General features: G+C 60.3%; 17 protein-coding genes. 9 read left to right on the top strand and 8 right to left on the bottom strand.

What is annotated here, in order from left to right; translation table 11 throughout:
• Window positions 1-26: 26 nt before the first annotated feature.
• Both ABTV22_RS13165 and ABTV22_RS13160 read right to left on the bottom strand, forming a co-directional pair.
• Window positions 27-1,079 (bottom strand): WD40/YVTN/BNR-like repeat-containing protein, encoded by a 1,053-nt coding sequence (locus ABTV22_RS13165; RefSeq protein ID WP_433740716.1) that lies wholly within the window; start codon window positions 1,077-1,079, stop codon window positions 27-29.
• Between the two features lie 366 nt (window positions 1,080-1,445).
• A complete protein-coding gene (locus ABTV22_RS13160; RefSeq protein ID WP_433740715.1) occupies window positions 1,446-2,861 on the bottom strand; it encodes a purine-cytosine permease family protein in 1,416 nt (471 codons plus the stop codon).
• Window positions 2,862-3,185: 324 nt separating this feature from the next.
• On the opposite strand from ABTV22_RS13160, the gene ABTV22_RS13155 reads away from it, so the two are divergent.
• From ABTV22_RS13155 to ahr, 5 genes are all read left to right on the top strand, one after another.
• Window positions 3,186-3,671, top strand: a complete 486-nt coding sequence (locus ABTV22_RS13155) for a flavin reductase family protein (protein WP_433740714.1) — start codon at window positions 3,186-3,188, stop codon at window positions 3,669-3,671.
• Window positions 3,672-3,930: 259 nt separating this feature from the next.
• Window positions 3,931-4,974 (top strand): LLM class flavin-dependent oxidoreductase, encoded by a 1,044-nt coding sequence (locus ABTV22_RS13150; protein WP_433740712.1) that lies wholly within the window; start codon window positions 3,931-3,933, stop codon window positions 4,972-4,974.
• A gap of 406 nt (window positions 4,975-5,380) precedes the next feature.
• The gene (locus ABTV22_RS13145) at window positions 5,381-6,445 is read left to right on the top strand and encodes an alpha/beta fold hydrolase (protein WP_433740710.1); all 1,065 of its coding nucleotides are present in this window, start codon (window positions 5,381-5,383) and stop codon (window positions 6,443-6,445) included.
• Window positions 6,446-6,710: 265 nt separating this feature from the next.
• Window positions 6,711-8,117: an aldehyde dehydrogenase family protein gene (locus ABTV22_RS13140; protein WP_433740708.1), complete on the top strand. Its 1,407-nt coding sequence runs from the start codon at window positions 6,711-6,713 to the stop codon at window positions 8,115-8,117.
• Window positions 8,118-8,307: 190 nt separating this feature from the next.
• Window positions 8,308-9,339: an NADPH-dependent aldehyde reductase Ahr gene (ahr, locus tag ABTV22_RS13135; protein WP_433740706.1), complete on the top strand. Its 1,032-nt coding sequence runs from the start codon at window positions 8,308-8,310 to the stop codon at window positions 9,337-9,339.
• Window positions 9,340-9,483: 144 nt separating this feature from the next.
• Here the strand turns inward: ahr and ABTV22_RS13130 are convergent, their stop codons facing one another.
• The 4 genes from ABTV22_RS13130 to ABTV22_RS13115 form a co-directional block, all read right to left on the bottom strand.
• Window positions 9,484-10,284 (bottom strand): alpha/beta fold hydrolase, encoded by an 801-nt coding sequence (locus ABTV22_RS13130; RefSeq protein WP_433741386.1) that lies wholly within the window; start codon window positions 10,282-10,284, stop codon window positions 9,484-9,486.
• A 193-nt stretch (window positions 10,285-10,477) separates the two neighbouring features.
• Window positions 10,478-10,804, bottom strand: a complete 327-nt coding sequence (locus ABTV22_RS13125; RefSeq protein WP_433740704.1) for an AzlD domain-containing protein — start codon at window positions 10,802-10,804, stop codon at window positions 10,478-10,480.
• Complete coding sequence (locus tag ABTV22_RS13120) at window positions 10,801-11,541, bottom strand: AzlC family ABC transporter permease (RefSeq protein ID WP_433740702.1); 741 nt, start codon at window positions 11,539-11,541, stop codon at window positions 10,801-10,803. The genes ABTV22_RS13125 and ABTV22_RS13120 overlap by 4 nt, the downstream gene beginning before the upstream one ends.
• 124 nt (window positions 11,542-11,665) lie before the next feature.
• Complete coding sequence (locus ABTV22_RS13115) at window positions 11,666-12,013, bottom strand: carboxymuconolactone decarboxylase family protein (protein ID WP_433740700.1); 348 nt, start codon at window positions 12,011-12,013, stop codon at window positions 11,666-11,668.
• A gap of 712 nt (window positions 12,014-12,725) precedes the next feature.
• On the opposite strand from ABTV22_RS13115, the gene ABTV22_RS13110 reads away from it, so the two are divergent.
• The 4 genes from ABTV22_RS13110 (at window position 12,726) to ABTV22_RS13095 (ending at window position 18,523) form a co-directional block, all read left to right on the top strand.
• Window positions 12,726-14,099, top strand: coding sequence for a glutamine synthetase family protein (locus ABTV22_RS13110; RefSeq protein ID WP_433740699.1), 1,374 nt, complete (start codon window positions 12,726-12,728; stop codon window positions 14,097-14,099).
• Between the two features lie 19 nt (window positions 14,100-14,118).
• Window positions 14,119-15,510 carry an aldehyde dehydrogenase family protein gene (locus ABTV22_RS13105; protein ID WP_433740697.1) on the top strand — a complete coding sequence of 464 codons (1,392 nt, stop codon included), beginning with the start codon at window positions 14,119-14,121 and terminating at the stop codon, window positions 15,508-15,510.
• 3 nt (window positions 15,511-15,513) lie between these two features.
• Window positions 15,514-16,677, top strand: coding sequence for an iron-containing alcohol dehydrogenase (locus tag ABTV22_RS13100; protein WP_433740696.1), 1,164 nt, complete (start codon window positions 15,514-15,516; stop codon window positions 16,675-16,677).
• 286 nt (window positions 16,678-16,963) lie between these two features.
• Window positions 16,964-18,523, top strand: a complete 1,560-nt coding sequence (locus ABTV22_RS13095) for an amino acid permease (RefSeq protein ID WP_433740694.1) — start codon at window positions 16,964-16,966, stop codon at window positions 18,521-18,523.
• Between the two features lie 245 nt (window positions 18,524-18,768).
• On the opposite strand, the gene ABTV22_RS13090 is transcribed toward ABTV22_RS13095, so the two are convergent.
• Together ABTV22_RS13090 and ABTV22_RS13085 are read right to left on the bottom strand one after the other, a co-directional pair.
• Entirely contained in the window at window positions 18,769-20,382 is a 1,614-nt protein-coding gene (locus ABTV22_RS13090) for a mechanosensitive ion channel family protein (protein ID WP_433740693.1), read from the bottom strand.
• 513 nt (window positions 20,383-20,895) lie between these two features.
• Window positions 20,896-22,479, bottom strand: a complete 1,584-nt coding sequence (locus ABTV22_RS13085; RefSeq protein WP_433740691.1) for a GMC family oxidoreductase — start codon at window positions 22,477-22,479, stop codon at window positions 20,896-20,898.
• Between the last annotated feature and the right edge of the window lie 46 nt (window positions 22,480-22,525).

Below are 22,525 nucleotides of genomic sequence, written 5' to 3'. Positions count from 1 at the left end.
CCCCGCCTTCTTATTATTAACCTGGCTCATTTGCCCAGCTCGGCGCCGTTTGGCGAAGTGGCGCGAACGCCGCCCTGTCCACCCAGAATCAGATTGCCATTGCCTGCGGCGACCACCGAAGAAATGGAAATGCGATCCCGACGGTTGAAGACACTGAAAGTCTCGCCGTTGTCGCTGCTGCTGATCACCGAACCGCCGTTGCCGACGATCACGATCGAACCATCGTCGAGCAACGTGCCGCCGGACAAGCCGAACTCCAGGGCACCGCGCTCAGCCTTGAGCTCCACTGGCTCCCAGGTGCTGCCAAAGTCTGTGGAGCGAAAAAGGTTGCCGCGCAGACCATAGGCCAACAGCGTATTGGGTTGCGCAGTGCCTATCACACCGAACAGCGACCCTTCGTACGGACCTTCGAGCTTCTCCCAGGTTTGCCCCCAATCGGCGGAGCGGAACATGCTGCCCTGCTCGCCGACGATGAATAGCCCGGCGTCCTTGACGGCGGTGATCGCATTGAGGTGGTACTGGTCTTCGTTGTCCAGCCGGTCGCTGACATCTTCCCAGTGTTTTCCACCGTCGGTGGTCGCCATCAACGCACCGTAAGCGCCCACGGCAAAGCCGTTGCTGGCGTCCTGGAACCAGACGTCGAGCAGCGGCGATTCACGTTTGAGGTCTTCGAATTGCTTGGTCCAGGTAACACCACCGTCCTCGCTGGCCAGGATCTGCGCGTCATGACCGACGGCCCAGCCGTGCTTGTCATCGACAAAGAACACCGAGGTCAGCAGTTGCCGGGTCGGCACCTTGGCCTGGGTCCAGGTCGTGCCCTGGTCATCGGAATACAGAATGTGCCCGCGATCCCCGACCGCCACCAGGCGCTTGCCTGCGTGCACGACATCGAGGACCAGACTCTTGCTGGCCTTGGGCGATTCAACGGAATAAACAACGTCGGATGCCGGCGCGTCAGCCGCCAGCACAGATGCCGACCACGCGGCACAGCCCAACAGCGAGAGCGCTGTAGCCAGCAACGCGAATTTGCGTATGGCCGGCGGGCGGCAGATACCCACACCCATGACAGGCTCACTCATAGACCATCCCCCTTTATTATTGTTAGGTCGTTCAACCTTTCAGGGCGCCGAAAGGGGACTCGTCGGGATGAGCTGTTTCAGAGCATTGACCTGAAACCCGCAACCCAGAGCCCCTTCGGAAGCTGGCTTATCCTATCGGTGTTTTTCGACGACTGACAATCGACGGCACGTTATGTTTTGTTAACCAGAACGCGACTAGGGATTTCTGAATGATGGGGTATCAGGTGGGGTGATTGGCCGGGATCACCAACCCCTTGTAGGAGCGAGCCTGCTCGCGAAAAACGTCAGGGCAACAGGGGCATTCAGACAGCCCGCGTTATCGTTGACGCCCATCGCGGGCAAGTCGGGTCGCCGCATCGCTCGCTCCTACAGGGAGATGCGTTCACACGAGATCAGGGCGGCCTTGGCTTTTGATCTGCCGTGCCGCGTCGCCAGGCAGTAGTACAGCGGGCAAGTCACCACCAACCCCACCAGCCAGGACAAATCCGCGCCGTCCACCAGATTGGCGTACGGCCCCACATACAACGACGTATTGGCAAACGGCAGCTGCACAATAATCCCGATGAAGTACGCGACGATCGCATGCGGATTAAAGAGCCCGTAAATGCCCCCATCCGCGCGGAAGATCGAGGCAATGTCATAACGCCCTCGCTTGATCACATAGAAGTCGATCAGGTTGATCGACGCCCAAGGCACCAGCACCAATAGCAGTGCCAGGATCAGTCCGATGAACTGCGAAATGAAGTCTGCCGAGGCACCCAGCGCCACCACGCAGCAACCCGCCAGCACGATGCTCGATAAAACCACACGCACCTTGATGCTCGGCGTCCACTGACTGGCGAAGGTCTGGATCGAAGTGATGATCGACAGCACCGCGCCATACAGATTCAAGGCGTTGTGGCTGATGATGTTGAGCAGGAACAGCACCATCAGAATCGGCCCCAGCCAACCGGTGGATTGCTTGACCGCCGCCATCGCCTCAGTGCCTTCGGGAGTCGCCAGGACCGCTACCGCGCCGAAGGTGAACGACAGAATGGTGCCCAGGGTTGCGCCCAGGTAAGTGGCCAGGAATGGACGGCGGATGCCGATGTCCGCCGGCAGATAACGCGAATAGTCCGACACATAAGGCGAGAAGCTGATCTGCCAGATGATCCCCAGCGACACCGTGGCCAGCCAGCCGGACAGGTTGAACCCGCCACGGCTGAAGAAGTCTGCCGGCAGGTCATGGGCGAAGATATAAAGGAAACCGGCGAGCAAAGCGCTGCCCATGACCCAGGTGCCGATGCGGTTGAGGGTGTGAATGAAGTTGTAGCCGATCACGCCGATCGCCGTAGCACTGAGGGCACCGATCAGGATGCTGGCCGGGACCGGTACCGACGGCACGATACCGACAATCGATTTGCCGGCGAGCACGATGTTGGAAATGAAGAACCCGATGTAAATCAGCGCCGCGAAGAACACGATCAGCAGCGCACCATAGCGGCCGAACTGGCCGCGACTCTGGACCATTTGCGGAATGCCCATGCGCGGACCTTGCGCTGACGCCAGGGCAATCACCAGCCCGCCGACCATATGCCCCAGGGCAATCGCCAGCAGCCCCCAGAACAGATTGAGATGGAACACCTGGACCACCATCGCGCCGGTCACGATCGGCAGAGGCGCAATGTTGGTGCTGAACCACAGAGTGAACAGATCGCGGGCCTTCCCGTGGCGCTCAGCGAGTGGAACGTAGTCGACCGTGTGATTCTCGATCAACGGGTCTTGCCGGGACATCTGGGACATATGCATGAACTCGAGTTTGTCTGTTCTTATCTTTGTATGAAGCCAAACCGGGGGGACTCGCAGGTCGCCCCTCAGATGCGCACCATATTATGGTATTCCAACATTTTCACAAGACTGATCCGGTCTTTGAATGCCCATCTGATCCGCCATCCTGCCGTATCACGACCCACACCTGCTAGCTAGAAGCCCCGTAAACATTGACTTGAAGACCAACGGCGCACGTTTATCGGGTCACACAAAAAGCCCTTGCAAACTATGTATTACGGTATACCATCAGACCTACAAACACATAAGAACCGCGTCACACCACCCGAGGACCGTCCAATGATCGATGCCGCCATCTACAAACAAGTCATGGGTTCGTTCCCGTCCGGTGTGACGGTGATCACCACCCTTGATGACGACGGGCAAATCGTCGGCCTGACCGCCAGCGCCTTCAGCTCGTTGTCCATGGACCCGGCGCTGGTCCTGTTCTGTCCCAACTACAGCTCCGACTCCTATCCTGTACTGATCAAGAACAAACGATTTGCCATTCACGTGTTGTCCGGTGGCCAGCAGAGCGAAGCCTATGCGTTCGCCCGCAAAGGCAAGGACAAGGCCCAAGGTATCGAATGGACCCTGAGCGAACTGGGCAACCCGATCCTGGCCAATGCCACGGCAGTGATTGAATGCGAGTTGTGGCGCGAATATGAAGGCGGCGACCACGCCATCATGGTCGGCGCGGTGAAGAACCTGATCGTGCCTGCCCACGACGCCGGGCCGCTGGTGTATTGCCACGGCAAGATGGGGGCTTTGCCCGTCCTGGCCTGACACGCGAGATCACCTCAATCCCTGTGGGAGCGGGCCCTGTGGCGAGGGGATTTATCCCCGTTGGGTTGCGAAGCGACCCCAAAAAATGGGCCTGCTGCGCAGTCCAACGGGGATAAATCCCCTCGCCACAGGGCCCGCTCCCACAGGGTTAGCGTCTGCCACACAGACAAGTTATTTGCAGCATATTTGTATTATGGTATACCAGTAATCAACGAGCCCGCAGTCGCCAGGCCGATAACAAAAGACCCGAGGTAGCGTCATGAAATTTTCCCTGTTCGTACACATGGAACGTTGGGACGAAAGCGTCAGCCACCGTCAGTTGTTCGAAGAGTTGACCGAGCTGACCCTGATGGCCGAAGCCGGTGGTTTCAGCACCGTATGGATCGGTGAACACCACGCCATGGAATACACCATTTCGCCGAGCCCGATGCCCCTGCTGGCCTACCTGGCCGCCAAGACCACCACCATTCACCTGGGCGCCGGCACCATCATCGCGCCGTTCTGGCACCCGCTGCGGGTGGCCGGTGAATGCGCCCTGCTGGACGTGATCAGCAACGGTCGCATGGAAGTCGGCCTGGCGCGCGGTGCCTATCAGGTCGAATTCGACCGCATGGCCGGTGGCATGCCAGCATCGAGCGGTGGCCAGGCGCTGCGGGAAATGGTTCCGGTGGTGCGTGCCTTGTGGCAAGGCGATTACGCCCATGACGGCGATATCTGGAAATTCCCGACCTCCACCAGCGTGCCCAAGCCGATCCAGAAGCCGAATCCACCCATGTGGATCGCGGCCCGCGACCCCGATTCGCACAACTTCGCCGTGGCCAACGGCTGTAACGTCATGGTCACGCCGCTGATGAAGGGCGACGAAGAAGTCTTGGACCTGAAGAACAAATTCCAGACCGCGCTGGACAACAACCCGGACGTGCCACGCCCGCAATTGATGGTGTTGCGTCACACCCACGTCCACACTGCTGACGACCCTGAAGGCTGGAAAGTCGGGGCCAAGGCGATCTCCAAGTTCTACCGCACCTTCGATGCCTGGTTCGGCAACAAGCAAACCCCCGTCAACGGGTTCCTGGCACCGAGCCCGGAAGAAAAATTCGCCGGCCGTCCTGAGTTCGAACTGGACAGCCTGCACAAGACCGCCATGATCGGCACCCCGGAGGAGATCATTCCGCGCATCAAGTACTACCAGGAACTGGGCGTCGACGAATTCAGCTTCTGGTGCGACAACAGCCTGCCCCACGCGGAAAAGAAAAAGTCACTGGAACTGTTCATCAAGCACGTAGTGCCAGCGTTCCGCTGATTGCCATTGCCCTATCACCTGATCCACCGCTTTCGCGGGCAAGCCACGCTCCCACAAGGTTCTGTGTCGTATACAAAAATTGTGATCGACACGAAACCTGTGGGAGCGTGGCTTGCCCGCGAAGAGGCCAGCAGCCTCAATATCTCTACCACCTGACCCACCGCTTTCGCGGGCAAGCCACGCTCCCACAAGTTCTGTGTCGTATACAAAAACTGTGATCGACTCGCGCCCACAAACAGCCACATCAGCATCACCCTTCCGGCTTTGTATCAAAATGTATCTACACTTCCCCGCGATACAAAACGCTGCACCCGCTCGCTTTTCTGAAATAGCCCGGATACCTCCCCGCACTTAAATGTGAACCACGGCCTCCCCGCCTGGCCTTCACTTAAAAAGGAGCTCCACCATGAAAGTGCATGTGTTGAACAATCACGCCAACAAAAACCGCCGCCATCGGGTGGGCTCCACCGTTCTGGCCCTGACGCTGGGTGTGCTGGGCGCCATCAATGCCCAGGCGAACACCACCGCCAGCGCAGCCCCTGCTCCTGTCAGTGCACCAACCACCGCCGATAGTCCGTTCGGCCCGCTGAAACATGTCAACGCCGGCCTGCTGAACGTGGCCTATGCCGAAACCGGCCCGGCCGATGGCCCGGTGGTGATTCTTCTGCACGGTTGGCCCTACGACATTCACAGCTATGACGAGGTCGCACCGTTGCTCGCGGCGAAGGGTTATCGGGTGCTGATGCCCTATGCGCGGGGTTATGGCGATACGCATTTCCTCTCTGACAAAACCGTGCGCAATGGCCAACCCGCCGCACTGGCCAGTGACGTCATCGATTTCATGGATGCCCTGAACATCAAACAGGCCGTGCTCGGTGGCTACGACTGGGGCGCGCGTTCGGCGGATATCGTCTCGGCACTCTGGCCAGAGCGGGTAAAAGCGCTGGTGTCGGTCAGCGGCTATCTGATCGGCAACCAGGCCGCCGGCAAGAACCCATTGCCGCCCAAGGCTGAATTGCAGTGGTGGTACCAGTTCTACTTCGCCACCGATCGCGGTAAAGAGGGTTACCAGAAAAACACCCACGATTTTGCCAAGTTGATCTGGCAACTGGCGTCGCCGCAGTGGGCGTTCGATGACGCGACCTACGACCGCAGCGCCGCCGCGCTGAACAACAAGGATCACGTCGACATCACCGTCTACAACTACCGCTGGCGCCTGGGCCTGGTCCAGGGCGAAAAGAAATATGGCGCCCTGGAGCAGAAGCTGGCCAAGGCACCTTCGATCAGCGTGCCGACTATCACCCTGGAAGGCGACGCCAACGGCGCACCGCACCCCAAAGCCGAAGACTATCGCCAGCGCTTCACCGGCAAATATGAGTACCGACTGATCACCGGTGGCATCGGCCACAACCTGCCGCAGGAAGACCCGCAAGCCTTTGCCAAGGCCATCGTCGACGCCGACCATCTGTGAGGGCATAACGCGCCCGGCATCGTCACGGGTGATGCCGGGAGGTCTTCTGAAAAAATGAACGAAAGCTTCTTAATTATTCAGTTTTCTAAAATTCGACCCAAGACTACCTTGGCGCCACGCTTGGCAAGCACTTGGGCAGATCAAAAGATCGCAGCCTGCGGCAGCTCCTACACTTTGCGTATGTGACCCCGCAGGCTGCGATCTTTTGCTCTACCAAGGCTCGCTAAAACGGCAACCCTTCAATGCAAGATTCGAGGTAAGTCCCATGTCTGAACAAACCCTGGCTGTGCTCGCGCCTTACACCGGCGCGGTCATCGGTCACGTGCCCGTCTCCACCGAGGCCGATATCGAGCAGGCGCTGGCTGTCGCCCACGCCCTGTTCCGTGACCGCAGCCAGTGGTTGTCCAAGCCGCGTCGTATCGAAATCCTGCACCGCGCCGCCGAGTTGATCGCAGAGCGCAAGGTCGAGATCGCCACGCAAGCGGCCAGCGAAGGTGGCAAGCCTTTGAAGGACTCGATTGCCGAAGTCGAGCGCGGCATCGACGGCATCCTCAACAGCATCGAGGTGTTGCGCTCCGAGGGCGGCCACGTGATCCCCATGGGTCTGAACGCTGCCTCGGCCAACCGTGTGGCCTTCACCCAGTTCGAGCCCATTGGCGTGATCGCAGCGGTCTCGGCCTTCAACCATCCGTTCAACCTGATCGTGCACCAGGTGATTCCCGCCATTGCCGTCAGTGCACCTGTAATCGTCAAACCGGCGGCCAACACTCCGCTCAGTTGCCAGACACTGGTCGATATCCTGACCGAGGCCGGCCTGCCCAAGGGTTGGGCACAGATGGTGCTGCCGACTGACAATGCCATCACCGGCAAACTGGTGTCCGACCCACGGGTGGGATTCTTCAGTTTCATCGGCTCGGCGGCGGTGGGCTGGATGTTGCGCTCGACCCTGGCACCGGGTACCCGTTGCGCGCTGGAGCACGGCGGCGCGGCACCTGTGGTACTGGCGGCGGATGCCGACCTTGATGACGCCCTGCCGCGCATCGCCCGGGGTGGTTTCTTCCACGCCGGACAAGTCTGCGTGAGCGTGCAGCGGATTTTCTGCCACAGCAGCATCGCCGAGCAGGTCGCCGAACGCCTGGGCCAATTGGGCGACGCCATGGTGGTTGGCGATCCGACCGATCCGCGTACCGATGTCGGTCCACTGATCACTGAACGGGAAATGAACCGTGTGGGCCAGTGGGTCAATGAAGCCGTTGCCGGTGGTGCCCGCCTCATCTCGGGGGGCCGCACCTTGGGCAACAACTGCTACGCTCCTACCGTCCTGCTGAACCCGGCGATCAATTCGAACGTGATGCAAAAGGAAGTGTTCGGCCCGGTGGTGGTGGTCTACGCCTATGACGATACGGCCGAGGCGATCGAACTGGCCAACGCCCTGCCCTACGCCTTCCAGGCTGCGGTATTCACCCAGAACCTGGACACCGCCATGCAGTGCTACCAAGACCTGAATGCCACGGCGGTGATGGTCAACGAAAGCACCACCTTCCGCGTCGACTGGATGCCGTTCGCCGGGGCAAGCCTGTCCGGGCATGGCGTGGGCGGTATTCCCCACACCATGAAGGACATGCAGGTCGAGAAAATGATGGTTTGGCGCTCGCGAGCCGTGCGCGGCTGATCAGACACACCGGGATTTGTGGACGCCACAAAAACCTGTAGGAGCGTGGCTTGCCCGCGATGGACGTTAACGATAACGCAGGCTGTCAGGATGAACGCGTTGTCTTGGCGTTTTTCGCGAGCATGCTCGCTCCTACAGTCTTCGCCGCGGCCCCTGCGCCGCCCCTTGTCTCCTGATCTGGAGGTATCCCATGAGCGACAGCAGCGAACTCAAGACTTTCACCGGCTGGGCCGCAATGGCCGCCGGTGCCCCGCTGGAGCGCTACAGCTACGATCCCGGCCCTTTGGGCGATGAGGAAGTGGAAGTCGCCGTGGAATATTGCGGCGTTTGCCACTCTGATCAGTCGTTGATCGATAACGACTGGGGCATCAGCCAGTATCCCTTCATTCCGGGCCACGAAGTGGTCGGCAGCATCGTTCGGATGGGACCGCAGGTACGTGGCCTTCAAGTCGGGCAACGGGTGGGCATCGGTTGGTACAAGGGCAGTTGCATGCATTGCTCTTCCTGCATCGCTGGCGCCCACAACCTGTGCACGACCGCCCAACCGACCATCATCGGCAGCAACGGCGGCTTTGCCGACCGCCTGCGCTCGCACTGGGCCTGGGCATTGCCGATCCCCAAGGCACTCGACCCGGCCATGGCCGGCCCGTTGTTCTGCGCCGGTTCCACGGTGTTCAACCCGCTGGTGCAGTTCAACGTCAAACCCACCCACCGGGTTGGCGTCGTGGGCATCGGCGGGTTGGGTCACCTGGCGCTGCGTTTTCTCAATGCCTGGGGCTGTGAGGTGACCGCCTTCACCTCGTCATTGGGCAAACAGGAAGAAGCCAAACGCCTGGGCGCACACAACGTGGTCGCCTCGACCGACAGCGATGCCCTGAAATCCATTGCCGGCACCCTGGACTTTCTACTGGTCACCGCCAACGCCAACCTCGACTGGCCCGCCATGCTCGGCACCCTGCGCGCTAAAGGTCGCCTGCATTTTGTCGGCGTGGTTCCCGGCGCAATTCCCGTGCACGTGTTCGACCTGCTGCCCCAGCAAAAAACCTTGTCGGCCTCACCGGTCGGCTCGCCTGCGGTGACAGCGAACATGCTCGAGTTCTGCGCACGTCACCAGATCCTGCCGCAGGTCGAGCAATTTCCGATGAGCCGGGTCAACGAGGCGATCGATCACCTGCGCAGTGGCAAGGCGCGTTATCGCGTGGTGCTCGATGCCAGCAAATAATCCGGCTCCCTGTAGGAGCGAGCATGCTCGCGATGGACGCCAACGATAACGCGTACTGCCTGGATACACGCGTAACCCGAACGCTCTTCGCGAGCAAGCTTCGCCCCTACGGGTCTGCCCCCGCAGGAAGGACAATCTAAAGCGTTAACGGCGCCTGCAAAACTCGCTGACAGCCTCCAATACAATGCCCGGTGCCTCTCGGTGAGGAACGTGATGGCACCCCTCCACGATCAGGTAATCGCTGGCAGCGGTCGACAACCGGGCGTACCGCATCGGATGCAGCGTCGAGCCGTATTCATCGAATTGCCCGTGAATGGCCAGTAACGGGCAGTGAATGGCATCGACGGTGCTTTCGATCGTCCAGTCCTTGAACGCCGGAGAAAGCCATGTTCCCGTCCAGGCCGATAACACCCACGCTGCCTTGTCGCCGTGGTATTTCTCCAGGCGCGCCATCTGCCCCGGTTGCTCGAATTGCGCCTCGGCCACCCGGATGCCTTGCAGCGTCAAATCCTCCACGAATGCTTGGGCCGAAACCGTGATCAGCGCCGCACAGTCTTGTGCGTACAGGGACGCACAGGCCGCCGCCATCGCACCGCCGACGCTGTGACCGAAGGCAATGAACCGATCGATCCGAAGCGCGGCTTTCAGATACGCGAAGAAGCACTCGGCTTCATCGCGGATAAAATTCAACGGGATTGACCCCGGATAGGCGTCTGATAGACCGAACCCGAGGCGGTCATAGGCAATCACTTCATGCCCGGTGGCCTGGCACAGTTGCTGGGGAAAATCGCGCCAAAGAGCAACGCACCCCAGCGAGTCATGGAAAAGAATGATGGGTGGCTTTGGCGCGTTATCCGAGCGGTCCTCGGGGAACCAGCGACAACAAAACAGTCGTCCGTGTGGCGTGTCGATCCAGCGTGTTTCGGTATTGATGGACAAAAGCATAGCCTCGGTAAAGAAGTCGTTCTGCGCTAACGGTTGGTCGCTGCCCGAGCCTGTAGGAGCGAAGCTTGCTCGCGAAAAACATCCAGACAACGCGATCATTCAGACAGGGCGCGTTATCGTTAATGTTCATCGCGAGCAAGCTTCGCTCCTACGGAATTTAGACGTACATATGTAAGCGTTTTACGCAAACCTACTACAGCCAAAAATACTTGAACACCCACAGCATTGTCATGCCAGCCGCCAGCGTCAGGAGTGTATTGCGCGTGCGCCAGGCCACCCAGGCGGCAATCAGGGCGGCGGGTATCTGCGGGTTGTCGAACACGAACTCACCGTGCCCGTTCGGGTACACCACGGCCGGCAGCACAAGGGCCGCCAGGACGCTGGCCGGCACATACATCAAGGCACGGCGCATCAACGGCGGAACCCGCAAGCGGCCATACAGTTCGATGAAAGAAAGACGCATGGCGAACGTGCCCAGGCCAATCGCCAGAAACATACCCCACAGGGCCAGGTCGCTCATGAAGCCTCCCCTTCCACATCATTGACCGACGCAACGCTCACCGGTCGTTTGCGCAGGCCTTCGATCAACAAACCCGCCAGGACGCCGCCGATGGAAGCTGTCACCAGCCCCAGGTTGTAGGGCATGTTGACCGCGAACACAGCGAGCAGTCCGCCGACCACCGCGGCGCCCAGGCTCGCCGAACTGCGTATGGCTGGCACCAGAAGTGCGAGAAACGACAGCGGAATGGCGAAGCCCAATGACCAGCTCTCGGGAATACTGGAGCCCAGATACACACCCGCCAATACCGAAATTTGCCAGGAAAGCCACATGACAAACGCGGTGCCTGCATAGTAGTAATGGGCGAATGGCCCCAGCTCGCCAGAGGACAATTTGAGCGTGCACAGTGCGTAGGACTGGTCGGACAGCAGGTAGGACAGCGGCCACGTCCAGCGCCGGGGCAAATGGTGCATATGCGGGGCCAGCGACGCGCTGTACATGATAAAGCGCAGGTTGATGATCAAAGCGGTGACCACAATCGCCATCGGCAACACACCGTTATGCAGCAATTGCAGGGCGACCATCTGCGCCGAACCGGAATAAAACAACAGCGTCATGCCCATGGTCGTGCCCGGTGACAGGCCCAGGTCGATCGCCATGACCCCCGTCACCAACCCGAACGGAATGACGCCCGGAATCAATGGCATGAGCGTCCGCACACCTTGCATGAACGCTTTGCTGCCTGTCAGGTACGACATGTACTCCCCCTTTTTTGAACAGTGGTTCCCAGCGCATCGTACGTTACAGTGTGGAGGCGTCACTTGACCGGCAGAGTCGACTTTTTTTACGTGAAACAGGTCGTCTTTGTTAAGGCTAGAAGAATCATGTGGGCTGTCCGGACATCGGACTTTGCCCCTCCCCCATCACATCCTCAGCCCAACTGATCGCCGCCACGACTGTCGGAAAACCGATGGTACTGGTCAGCGAAATCAATGCATGCCGAATCTGCTCAGGCGTGGCACCCGCCTCCCGTGCTCGCCGAACATGGCTATGCACAGCCCCCTCGGAGCGACTCGCCGCCGCGGCGCCAAGTTGGACCAATTGAACCGTCTTTTCGTCTAGCGGCCCCGCCTGCCGAACAGCGGCCCCCAGTGCCTCGACGGCATTCATATAGTCCGGGTACTGACGTTTGAGATTGTCGTAAGTGGTGTGCTCTCTCTTCTTCGCCATGGTCGCTACTCCGCAAACAGGTAAACCCCTTCCAGTGTAGGAGCTGCCGCAGGCTGCGATCTTTTGCCTTTTGAGAATCAAAAGATCGCAGCCTTCGGCAGCTCCTACAGATAGGTGGACCTGTAGGAGCTGTCGAGTGCAACGAGGCTGCGATCTTTTTATTTTCGAAAACAAGATCAAAAGATCGCAGCCTTCGGCAGCTCCTACACAGCGACGCACTTTGTAGAAGCGAGCCTGCTCGTGATGGAGGTCAACGATAACGCGGGCTGTTTGAAAGAACGCGTTGCCCGGACATTTTTCGCGAGCAGGCTCGCTCCTACAGATTGGTGGACCTGTAGGAGCTGTCGAGTGCAACGAGGCTGCGATCTATTTATTTTCGAAAACAAGATCAAAAGATCGCAGCCTGCGGCAGCTCCTACACAGCGACGCACTTTGTAGGGGCGAGCCTGCTCGCGATGGTCGTCAACGATAACGCGGGCTGTTTGAAAGAACGCGTTGCCTAGACATTTTTCGCGAGCATGCTCGCTCCTACAGGGGATTGGAGTACATCCACGAAGACCTCAGCAAAAACTTGCGAAAAGCGACAGTAGGCTAAGCTATCTTCAGCTAATTGCTCACGATGCTCGCGTCTGCAGGTTTCGGGTTGTTCTGGAGAGCGTCTGCAATAGCTATTTCAGACAGGCCCCAAACAATTTGCGCAGGACTTGCCGTGATGACCGAGCCTTTCCTCAGTTTTGACGAACTCAAGCGTGCCGCCACCTCTGGCGAAATCGACACCGTTCTGGTGTGCATGGTCGACATGCAGGGACGACTCGTCGGCAAGCGATTCCAAGTCGAGTTTTTCATCGACAGCGGTCATGAAGAAACCCACTGCTGCAACTACCTGCTGGCCGACGACATCGACATGGAGCCAGTGCCGGGCTACGCCGCCGCCAGTTGGAGCAAAGGCTACGGCGATTTCGTCCTCAAACCCGACATGCGCACCCTGCGTCGGGTGCCCTGGCTGGAATGCACGGCCCTGGTGCTGTGCGATGTACTCGACCATCACCATCGCCAGGACCTGCCCCACAGCCCACGGGCGATCCTGAAAAAGCAAGTCGAACGCCTGCGCGAACGCGGCTACACCGGCATGTTCGCCTCGGAACTGGAGTTCTACCTGTTCGACGAGAGCTACGAGGCCATCCACAAGCGCAACTACTACAAGCCCAAAACCGCCGGCCATTACATCGAGGACTACAACATCCTGCAGACCACCCGCGAGGAGCCGGTGCTGCGGGCGATCCGCAAACACCTGCAGGCCTGCGGGATTCCGGTGGAAAACTCCAAGGGCGAATGGGGCCCGGGCCAGGAAGAAATCAACATCCGCTACGCCGACGCCATGACCATGGCCGACCATCACGTCATCATCAAACACGCCTGCAAGGAAATCGCGCAGCTGCAGGGCAAGGCGATCACCTTCATGGCCAAGTGGCGCTACGACGCCGCCGGCTCCAGCAGCCACATCCACAATTCCCTGTGGGACAAAAACGCGAAGAAGCCGCTGTTCTTCGATGCCAAGGCCGAATTCGGCATGTCGAAGCTGATGCGTTCCTGGGTTGCCGGACAGCTCAAGTACGCCAACGATATTACCTGTTTCCTCGCGCCCTACATCAACTCCTACAAGCGCTTCCAGGCCGGCACCTTCGCGCCGACCCGCGCGGTGTGGAGCCGTGACAACCGCACCGCCGGTTTCCGCTTGTGCGCCGAAGACAGCAAATCCATTCGCATCGAATGCCGCATCGGCGGCGCCGATCTCAACCCGTACCTGGCCTTCGCCGCGTTGATCGCCGCGGGGCTGGCCGGGATCGACGAGAAACTCAGCCTCGACCCACCCTACGAGGGCGATGCCTACGTCGACGAGCACTTGCCCGAAGTCTCCAAGACCCTGCGTGACGCCAGCGCCGCGCTCAAGGGTTCGACCATGTTGCGTGAAGCGTTCGGCAATGAAGTGATCGATCACTACGTGCACACCGCCGAGTGGGAACAGAAGGAATACGACCGACGGGTGACCGATTGGGAATTGCAGCGCGGTTTCGAACGCTATTGAGATCTCGGTAGAGAACATCATGACCTCGACGATTCAACTTATCTCCCCGGTCGACGGCCGGGTCTACGCCGTGCGTGAATGCGCCGACGTTGTCCAACTCGATCAGGCGCTGGACGCCGCCGCAATCGCCCAGGCGCAATGGAAACTGCTGCCACTGAGCGAACGCGCAGCGCTTTGCAGTGCCGCCGTGGACGCCATGCTGGCCATGAAGGACGAAATCGTCCCGGAACTGGCCTGGCAAATAGGCCGTCCGGTGCGCTATTGCGCCGGCGAGCTACGCGGTTTCGAAGAGCGTGCCCGGCATATGATCGCCATTGCGCCCGAAGCCTTGGCGAACGTTGAGCCCACATCCATCAACGGTTTTCGCCGGTATATCAAACGCGAACCGCTGGGCACGGTGCTGGTGATCGCCCCGTGGAATTACCCCTACCTGACTGCCGTGAACACGATCATCCCGGCGCTGATGGCCGGCAACAGCGTCATCCTCAAGCACGCTTCGCAAACCCTGTTAGTGGGTGAACGTTTCGCCGAGGCCTTTCGCCGGGCGAATCTGCCTGAAGGGTTGTTCCAGAACCTGGTACTCAGTCATCTCCATACGTCAGCCGCCATTGCCTCTGGAAAGGTCCATCAAGTGAACTTCACCGGTTCCGTGGAGGGCGGCAAGACCATGGAACACGCTGCCGTCGAAGGTTTCCTTGGCCTTGGCCTGGAACTCGGCGGCAAGGACCCTGCGTATGTTCGGGCCGATGCCAACCTCGAACATGCGGTTGAAAACCTGGTGGACGGCAGCTTCTTCAACTCCGGACAAAGCTGCTGCGCCGTGGAACGCATCTACGTCGATCAGGCCATTTACCCAGCCTTTATCGAGCGTTTCGCCGCCTTGACGCGCCAATACGTGCTGGGCAATCCCCTGGACGAAGCGACCACCCTCGGGCCGTTGGTAAATCCTAAAGCGGCGGACTTCGTGCGCGGCCAGATCGCCGAAGCGCTCACCCAAGGCGCCAAGGCACTGATCGATCCGCAGGACTTCCCCAAGGATGTGCCCGGCAGCGCCTACCTCGCACCGCAAGTGTTGGTGGATGTCACCCATCAAATGTCGGTCATGCGCGACGAAAGCTTCGGCCCGGTGGTCGGCATCATGCCGGTGAGCGGCGATGAGCAAGCCATCGCCCTGATGAATGACAGTGAGTTCGGCCTCAGCGCCTCGATCTGGACCCGGGATCTGGCCGCCGCCGAACGCCTGGGCAACCAGATCGACACCGGCACCCTGTTCATGAATCGCTGCGATTACCTGGACCCGGCCCTGGCCTGGACCGGGGTCAAGAACAGCGGGCGCGGCGTGACCCTGTCGCGCCTGGGCTATGAACACCTGACCCGCGCCAAATCCTTCCATTTGCGCCACGAGATCTGAACCATGAGCCTGACTGGAAACTGGAACTACCCCACCAGCATCCGCTTCGGTGTCGGTCGCATCAGCGAACTGGCCGAGGTCTGTCGCAGCCAGGGTATCGAGCGACCGTTGCTGGTGACCGACAGTGGCCTGGGACGCGCGCCCATCACCACAGCCGCGCTGGACTCCTTACGTGATGCGGGTTTGGGCGCAGCGCTGTTTTGCGACCTCAAGCCCAACCCGGTGGAAAGCAACCTCGCCGGCGGGCTCGACGCCTGGCGTGCCGGAAACCACGATGGCGTGGTGGCCTTCGGTGGCGGCAGCGGCCTGGACATGGGCAAGCTCATCGCGTTCATGAGCGGGCAGACGCGTCCGGTGTGGGACTTCGAGGACATCGGTGATTACTGGACCCGCGCCGATGCAAGCCGCATCGCCCCGGTCATCGCGGTGCCGACGACGGCGGGCACGGGCTCCGAAGTGGGCCGTGCGGCGGTGATCATCGACGATAAAACCCACACCAAACGCATCATCTTCCACCCCAAAATGATGCCGCGCGTGGTCATCAGCGACCCTGCGCTGACGGTCGGCATGCCGCCGAAAGTCACCGCTGGCACCGGCATGGATGCGCTCTCGCACTGTCTGGAGGCGTACTGCGCCCCCGGTTTCCACCCCATGGCCGACGGCATTGCAGTGGAAGGCATGCGTCTGGTGGCCAATGCCTTGGTGCGCGCGGTGCACACCCCTTCCGACCTCGATGCGCGCGGGCAAATGCTCGCGGCGGCGGCGATGGGCGCCACCGCGTTCCAGAAAGGCCTGGGCGGCATGCATGCCCTGGCACATCCCATCGGTGCGTTGTACGACACCCATCACGGCATGACCAACGCGACCCTGATGCCCTATGTCCTGAAATTCAATCGCCCGGCCATCGAGGAACGCATCACGCGCCTGGCCGCGTACCTGCACCTGCCCTCCCCGGGTTTCGACAGTTTCCTGGCCTTCGTCCTCAAATTGCGCAAGGACATCGCCGTACCGCACACGCTGTTTGAACTCGGGGTGGATGACAAGCAGGCCGACCTGATCGCGAACATGGCGATTGTCGATCCGTCAGCCGGCGGCAACCCGCTGCCCCTGACCCGGGCCGGTGTGGCAGACATTTTCCAGGCAGCCCTCCACGGCCGCCTCCTGTAGGAGCGAGCATGCTCGCGATGAACGTTAACGATGATGCTGGGCGCCTGACACCCCGCGTTTCCCTGTAGGAGCCGAGCTTGCTCGCGATGGACGTCAACGATAACGCGTGCTTTCTGAATGAACGCACCGTCCTTGAGTCCATCGCGAGCATGCTCGCTCCTACAGGTAAATGTGTAGGCGAACAGATTTCACCGATTGAAGTCAGGAGCAGTACGACAAGGGGTTGAAGGCCGAGCTGTCCGCCAATGCGGATGGATGCGTATCAAAACCTGAAGGGGCACACACCATGAACCCAGCAAGCCAGCCCGGCACCGACGCCCATGACGAAGACGTCAAGGTGCTGCACAGCATGGGCTATGCCCAGCAGCTGTCGCGACGAATGGGCGTTTTCTCCAACTTTGCGATTTCCTTCTCGATCATCTGCATCCTCTCCGGCGGTATCAACTCACTGGCCCAAGGCACCTCGGGCGCAGGCGGTGCATCGATTGGCATCGGCTGGCCGATCGGTTGCCTGATTTCCGGGGTGTTCGCGCTGGCCATGGCGCAGATTTCCTCGGCCTACCCGACCGCAGGCGGTCTGTATCACTGGGGTTCGATCCTGGGCAATCGCTTCACCGGTTGGCTCACGGCCTGGTTCAATTTGCTGGGGCTGGTGACCGTGCTCGGCGCGATCAACGTCGGCACCTACTACTTCTTCTTCGGTGCGTTCGGGCCGACGCTGGGCATGGAGGACACCACCACGACACGGGTGATTTTCCTGGCGATCCTCACCGGCCTGCAGGCGTTGTGCAACCACCTGGGTATCGGCCTGACTGCCAAACTCACCGACTTCTCCGGCTACCTGATCTTCGCCACCGCGCTGGCGCTGACCGTCGTCTGCCTGATCTCGGCACCCAGCTACGAGTTTTCCCGTTTAGTGACTTTCAGCAACTATTCGGGCGAGGCTGGCGGCAGTGTCTGGCCACAGGTGTCCAATGGCTGGATCTTCATGCTCGGCCTGCTGCTGCCGATCTACACCATCACCGGCTACGACGCCTCGGCGCACACCTCCGAAGAGACTCGCAACGCGGCCGTTTCCGTGCCTCGCGGCATGGTCATGTCGGTGATCTGGTCGCTGTTGTTCGGCTGGGTCATGCTCAGCGCGTTCGTACTGATGCTGCCGAACATGGACGACGCAGCCAAGCAAGGCTGGAACGTGTTTTTCTGGGCGATGAATCTTCAAGTAAGCCCATTGCTGCGAGACGCGCTGTACGTTGCGATCTTCATCTCGCAAATATTGTGCGGACTGGCGACGGTGACCTCGGTGTCGAGGATGATCTTCGCCTTCTCCCGCGATGGCGGCCTGCCGTGTTCCAAGGCACTGTCCTCGGTTTCGCCAACCTTCCGCAGCCCGGTGGCTGCGATCTGGACCGGCGCCACACTCGCCGTTTTGTTCGACTGGGGCTCGTCGGTGATTTCAGTCGGTGCGACACCGGTCTACACCATCGTCGTGTCCTGCACGGTGATCTTCCTGTTCTTCTCTTTCATCATCCCCATCGTGCTGGGCCTGTTCACCTACGGCACCTCCAAATGGCCAACCATGGGGCCGTGGAACATCGGGCGTTTTTGGTACACGGTGTTCGCCCTGCTCTCGGTCCTGTCGATGGTGATCATCTTCGTCATCGGTATCCAGCCGCCGAACGATTGGGCGTTGTACATCACCATCGGTTTCCTGATCCTGACCGCCATCGTCTGGTTCGGCTTCGAAGCCCGGCGCTTCCAGGGGCCGCCGGTGGGGGATGTGATTGCCAAGCGCCAGGCGGAGATTGCCGCAGCCGAGGCGGCCCTGAACAAACCTGGAGGCTAAAACACCACTCACCTGTAGGAGCGAGCCTGCTCGCGATAGCGCCGTCACATTCAACATCGATGCTGACTGACCTGACGCCATCGCGGGCAAGCCACGCTCCCACAGGTATCCGGGACGGCCGCTGGATTGGTGAATGACACAAAACCCTGTGGGAGCGGGCTTGCCCGCGAATGCAATGGGTCAGACAACATATTCATTGACTGACACACCGCTTTCGCGAGCAAGCCCGCTCCCACAGGTTGCCGTTACAATTCGTCCTTGGGCTCCTGCGCCGGTGCCGCGTACCACTTGTCTTTCGGCACCCGCTTCTCCTCTTCCGGATCGCCCAGATAATGCGGCGACATGATCTGCACGCCGTACTCGTTGAACACGTCCTGAATATTGGCGTGCAGCATGCTCAGCAGCACGGCGCGGGGCCGAGGCTGGCTGGGGATGGCTTGCGCCACCAAACGGTACTCGGGATAGAAATCCGAAAGCGCAGTCTGGAACACCTGAGCCGGTGGGTTTTCCAGGACACCGGGGGTACGCCGGGCGGCTTCCAGCAACATGCCTTCGACCTGCCGCCACGGCGTGTCGTAGCCGATGGTCACCACGGTATCCACCACGTAACCGGGGCCCTGCACGGTGCGCGAATAGTTTTTGGTGACCGTGCCGGTGATCATCGAGTTGGGCAAGGTCAGCACTTCCCCAAGACCGGTACGAATGCTGGTGGTGAACATGCCCAGTTCCGTGACCGTGCCTTCGTATTCGCCAATGCGCACGAACTCGCCGGGCCGAAGGGTTCGGGTGTAGGTCAGGATCAACCCGGCCGCTGCCTGCCCGACCACACTGGTGGCGCCCAGGGAAATCATCAGGCCGATCAGCACCGACAAGCCCTTGAACGCGTCTGTGCCGGCGCCAGGCAGATACGGGTAGGCCATTGCCAGGGCAAACAGCCAGATCGCCAAAGAAGTCAGGCGTTGAGTCGGTTGCAGGGTTTCCTGATTGAGCCAATTGAAGGTGCCCGGCGTCGCCATGCGCCGCAGCACGCGACGACTGAAGGCCGTCGCGCCACGGGCGATGAAGAAAATCGCCAACGCCACCCCAAGGCCGGGGATGGCGCCAATGATCGCCTGAAACAGATAGCTCGCCAGTTCAAACAGGTAATTGTTGAGGCTCTCACCCCAAGGCCGGGTGTAGGGGAATCGCGACAGGACAAATCCCAGCCACTCATAGGTCAGCAGTAACAAGACCAGCCATCGCAACAGCCCGAACAGGCGAATGACCAGCGGGTACAGGTAGTTGGCCTCAAGCACCTGGACCCGTCCCACTTTCAGCGCGCGGGAGTGGCGGTCCATCAATTCGGGCAGGCGCTTGAGCAATCGGCGTCGTATGTAGGCCACAACCCAGAGCAACACGAAATAGACCGCCGTGGCGATGGCCGCCGCGACGAGCGCGCGAATAATCAAATGCAGGCTTCGCGCCTCCCGGGTTTCAGCCACCACCTGACGTAACTTCCCGGCCGCGCCCTCCGCTGCCTGCTGGACAGAGGTGTATTCCAGGTCGTCGACATCCTTGGGCGCGACGATAAATGCCCGCTTGGCGCCCAACAGCACCAGGTAACTGTTCTGGATCGGATCAACCGAGACCACCAGATCGTCCGATTCATCCAGGGCTTCGCTGATCACCGCCCTCGCCCGCTTGACCCGCGTCGCCGGCGCCTCACCGAGCAACGTGGCGCGAAACACCATGATGCTGCGGTTGGCGACTTTCAATTCGACGGGCTCTTCACCCGGTTTAACCGTGTCCGCGGCCCAGAGAAGCATTGACCAAAACACGCCGAAAACGATTATCAATGTGGCAGGCAACCTGCTCCGCATGCGTCTATTCCTTACGTCACAGGGGTGATGACAGGGTTTACAGAACGCAGCGTAGTTCACTGACGAGCGGTTGTCAGATTGCCAAACACGTCTACCTGTAGGAGCGAAGCTTGCTCGCGATAGCGGCAGCCCAGTCAATCATGAACCGCCTGACCCACCGCCATCGCGAGCAAGCTTTGCTCCTACAGGTTGGCAAAGACCTCGATCCCCAGGCGAATGGCCTGACCGGACGCCGGAAGACAGCCAAACACACATTTCCGTAGGAGCAAAGCTTGCTCGCGATAGCGGCAGCCCAGTCAATCACGAACCGCCTGACCCACCGCCATCGCGAGCAAGCTTTGCTCCTACAGGTTGGCAAAGACCTCGATCCCCAGGCGAATGGCCTGACCGGACGCCGGAAGACCGGAAAACACACCTCTCCGTAGGAGCGAAGCTTGCTCGCGATAGCGGCAGCCCAGTCAATCATGAACCGCCTGACACACCGCCATCGCGAGCAAGCTTTGCTCCTACAGATCAGGCCCGCAGCACCCACTGCGCAGCCCGTTCGGCAATCATGATCGACGCCGCGTTGGTGTTGCCGCCGACCAGCGTCGGCATGATCGAGGCGTCGACCACGCGCAAACCCTCGATCCCGTGCACGCGTAATTGACAATCGACCACGGCACTGTCATCGATGCCCATTTTGCAGGTTCCGACCGGGTGGTAGATGGTGTCGGTGCGCCGACGCAGGACGTCGATCAACTGTTCATCGCGATACAGCCCATGGCTGTACATGTCCTTGAGGCCGAATGGCGCCATGGGGGCTTGCTCGAGAATATCGCGGGTCATGCGATAACCCTTGAGCAAGGTTTGCACGTCGTCGTCATGACTGAGCAGGCGCGGGTCGATACGCGGTGGCGCGGACGGGTCAGCAGATTGCAGGCCGACATGGCCGATGCTCTTGGGACGCAGCACGCACACATGGCAGCTGAAACCGTGGCCCCAATGCAAGGTGCGGTTGTGATTGTCGACCATGCTGATCACCGAATGCAGCTGGATATCCGGGCGCTCCAGCGTCGCATCGGTTTTGAGGAACGCACCGGCTTCGGCGAAGTTGCTGGCGAACGGGCCGGTTTTTTTCCGGGTGTATTCCATGAATGCCTTGCCCATGTTCACACCACCGGCCAGGGAAAATCCGGGCAACGTGTTGTCAGTGCTGCGATAGCACAGCACTACATCGGGGTGGTCGCGCAGGTTCTGTCCGACACCAGGCAATTCATGTTGTACGGCAATACCGTGCGGCTTGAGTTCGGCCTCGGCACCGATCCCCGACAGCATCAGCAACTGCGGACTGCCGAAGGCACCCGCGCTGAGCAACACTTCCTTGCGCGCCTTGAGCGCCAGACGCTTGCCTTTGACTTTTACCTGCACACCCACCGCCTGTTTGCCTTGTAGCAAAATCCGCTCGGCATGGGCATCGGTGATCACGGTGAGGTTGCTGCGGCGCTCACGCACGGGAGTCAGGAACGCCGTGGCGGCACTCCAGCGACGGCCATCGCGGATGGTCACTTCATACGGCCCCACCCCTTCCTGGTCAGCGCCATTGAAATCCGGGTTGAACCGGTGCCCGGCCAATTGCGCGGAGGCAATGAACGCCTCACTGGCCGGATGCGCCTGGGCCTTGCCGACATACAACTCGCCAAGGCCGCCATGGTGATCACAGCCGCCACGGTGATGCTTTTCGCTTTTGCGAAAATGCGGCAATACATCGGCATAGGACCATCCCGGATTGCCGAGCGCCTCCCAGTCATCGAAATCGCTCTTGTGTCCACGGATGTAAATCATGCCGTTGATCGAGCTGCTGCCACCGAGCACCTTGCCCCGCGGCTGATACCCGACGCGTCCGCCCAGTCCGGGCTGGGGCACGGTCTGGAACGCCCAGTTGACGTGTTTGGTCGGCAGGATCGCGGCGACGCCGATGGGCGCATGGATCAAGGGCGAGGTGTCTTTCGGGCCGGCTTCGAGCAGGCAAACGCGCTTGGCCGGGTCGGCGCTCAAACGATTGGCCAACACGCAACCGGCAGAACCGGCGCCGATGATGATGTAGTCGAATTCCATTGTTCTTGTTCTCGGGTGGCGGAACGAGCTGGCATTGTTCCTCGCT

The sequence above is a fragment of the Pseudomonas putida genome (assembly GCF_050990305.1).
GTDB lineage: Bacteria > Pseudomonadota > Gammaproteobacteria > Pseudomonadales > Pseudomonadaceae > Aquipseudomonas > Aquipseudomonas putida_AH.
This window is presented reverse-complemented; position numbering and strand designations above follow the sequence as displayed.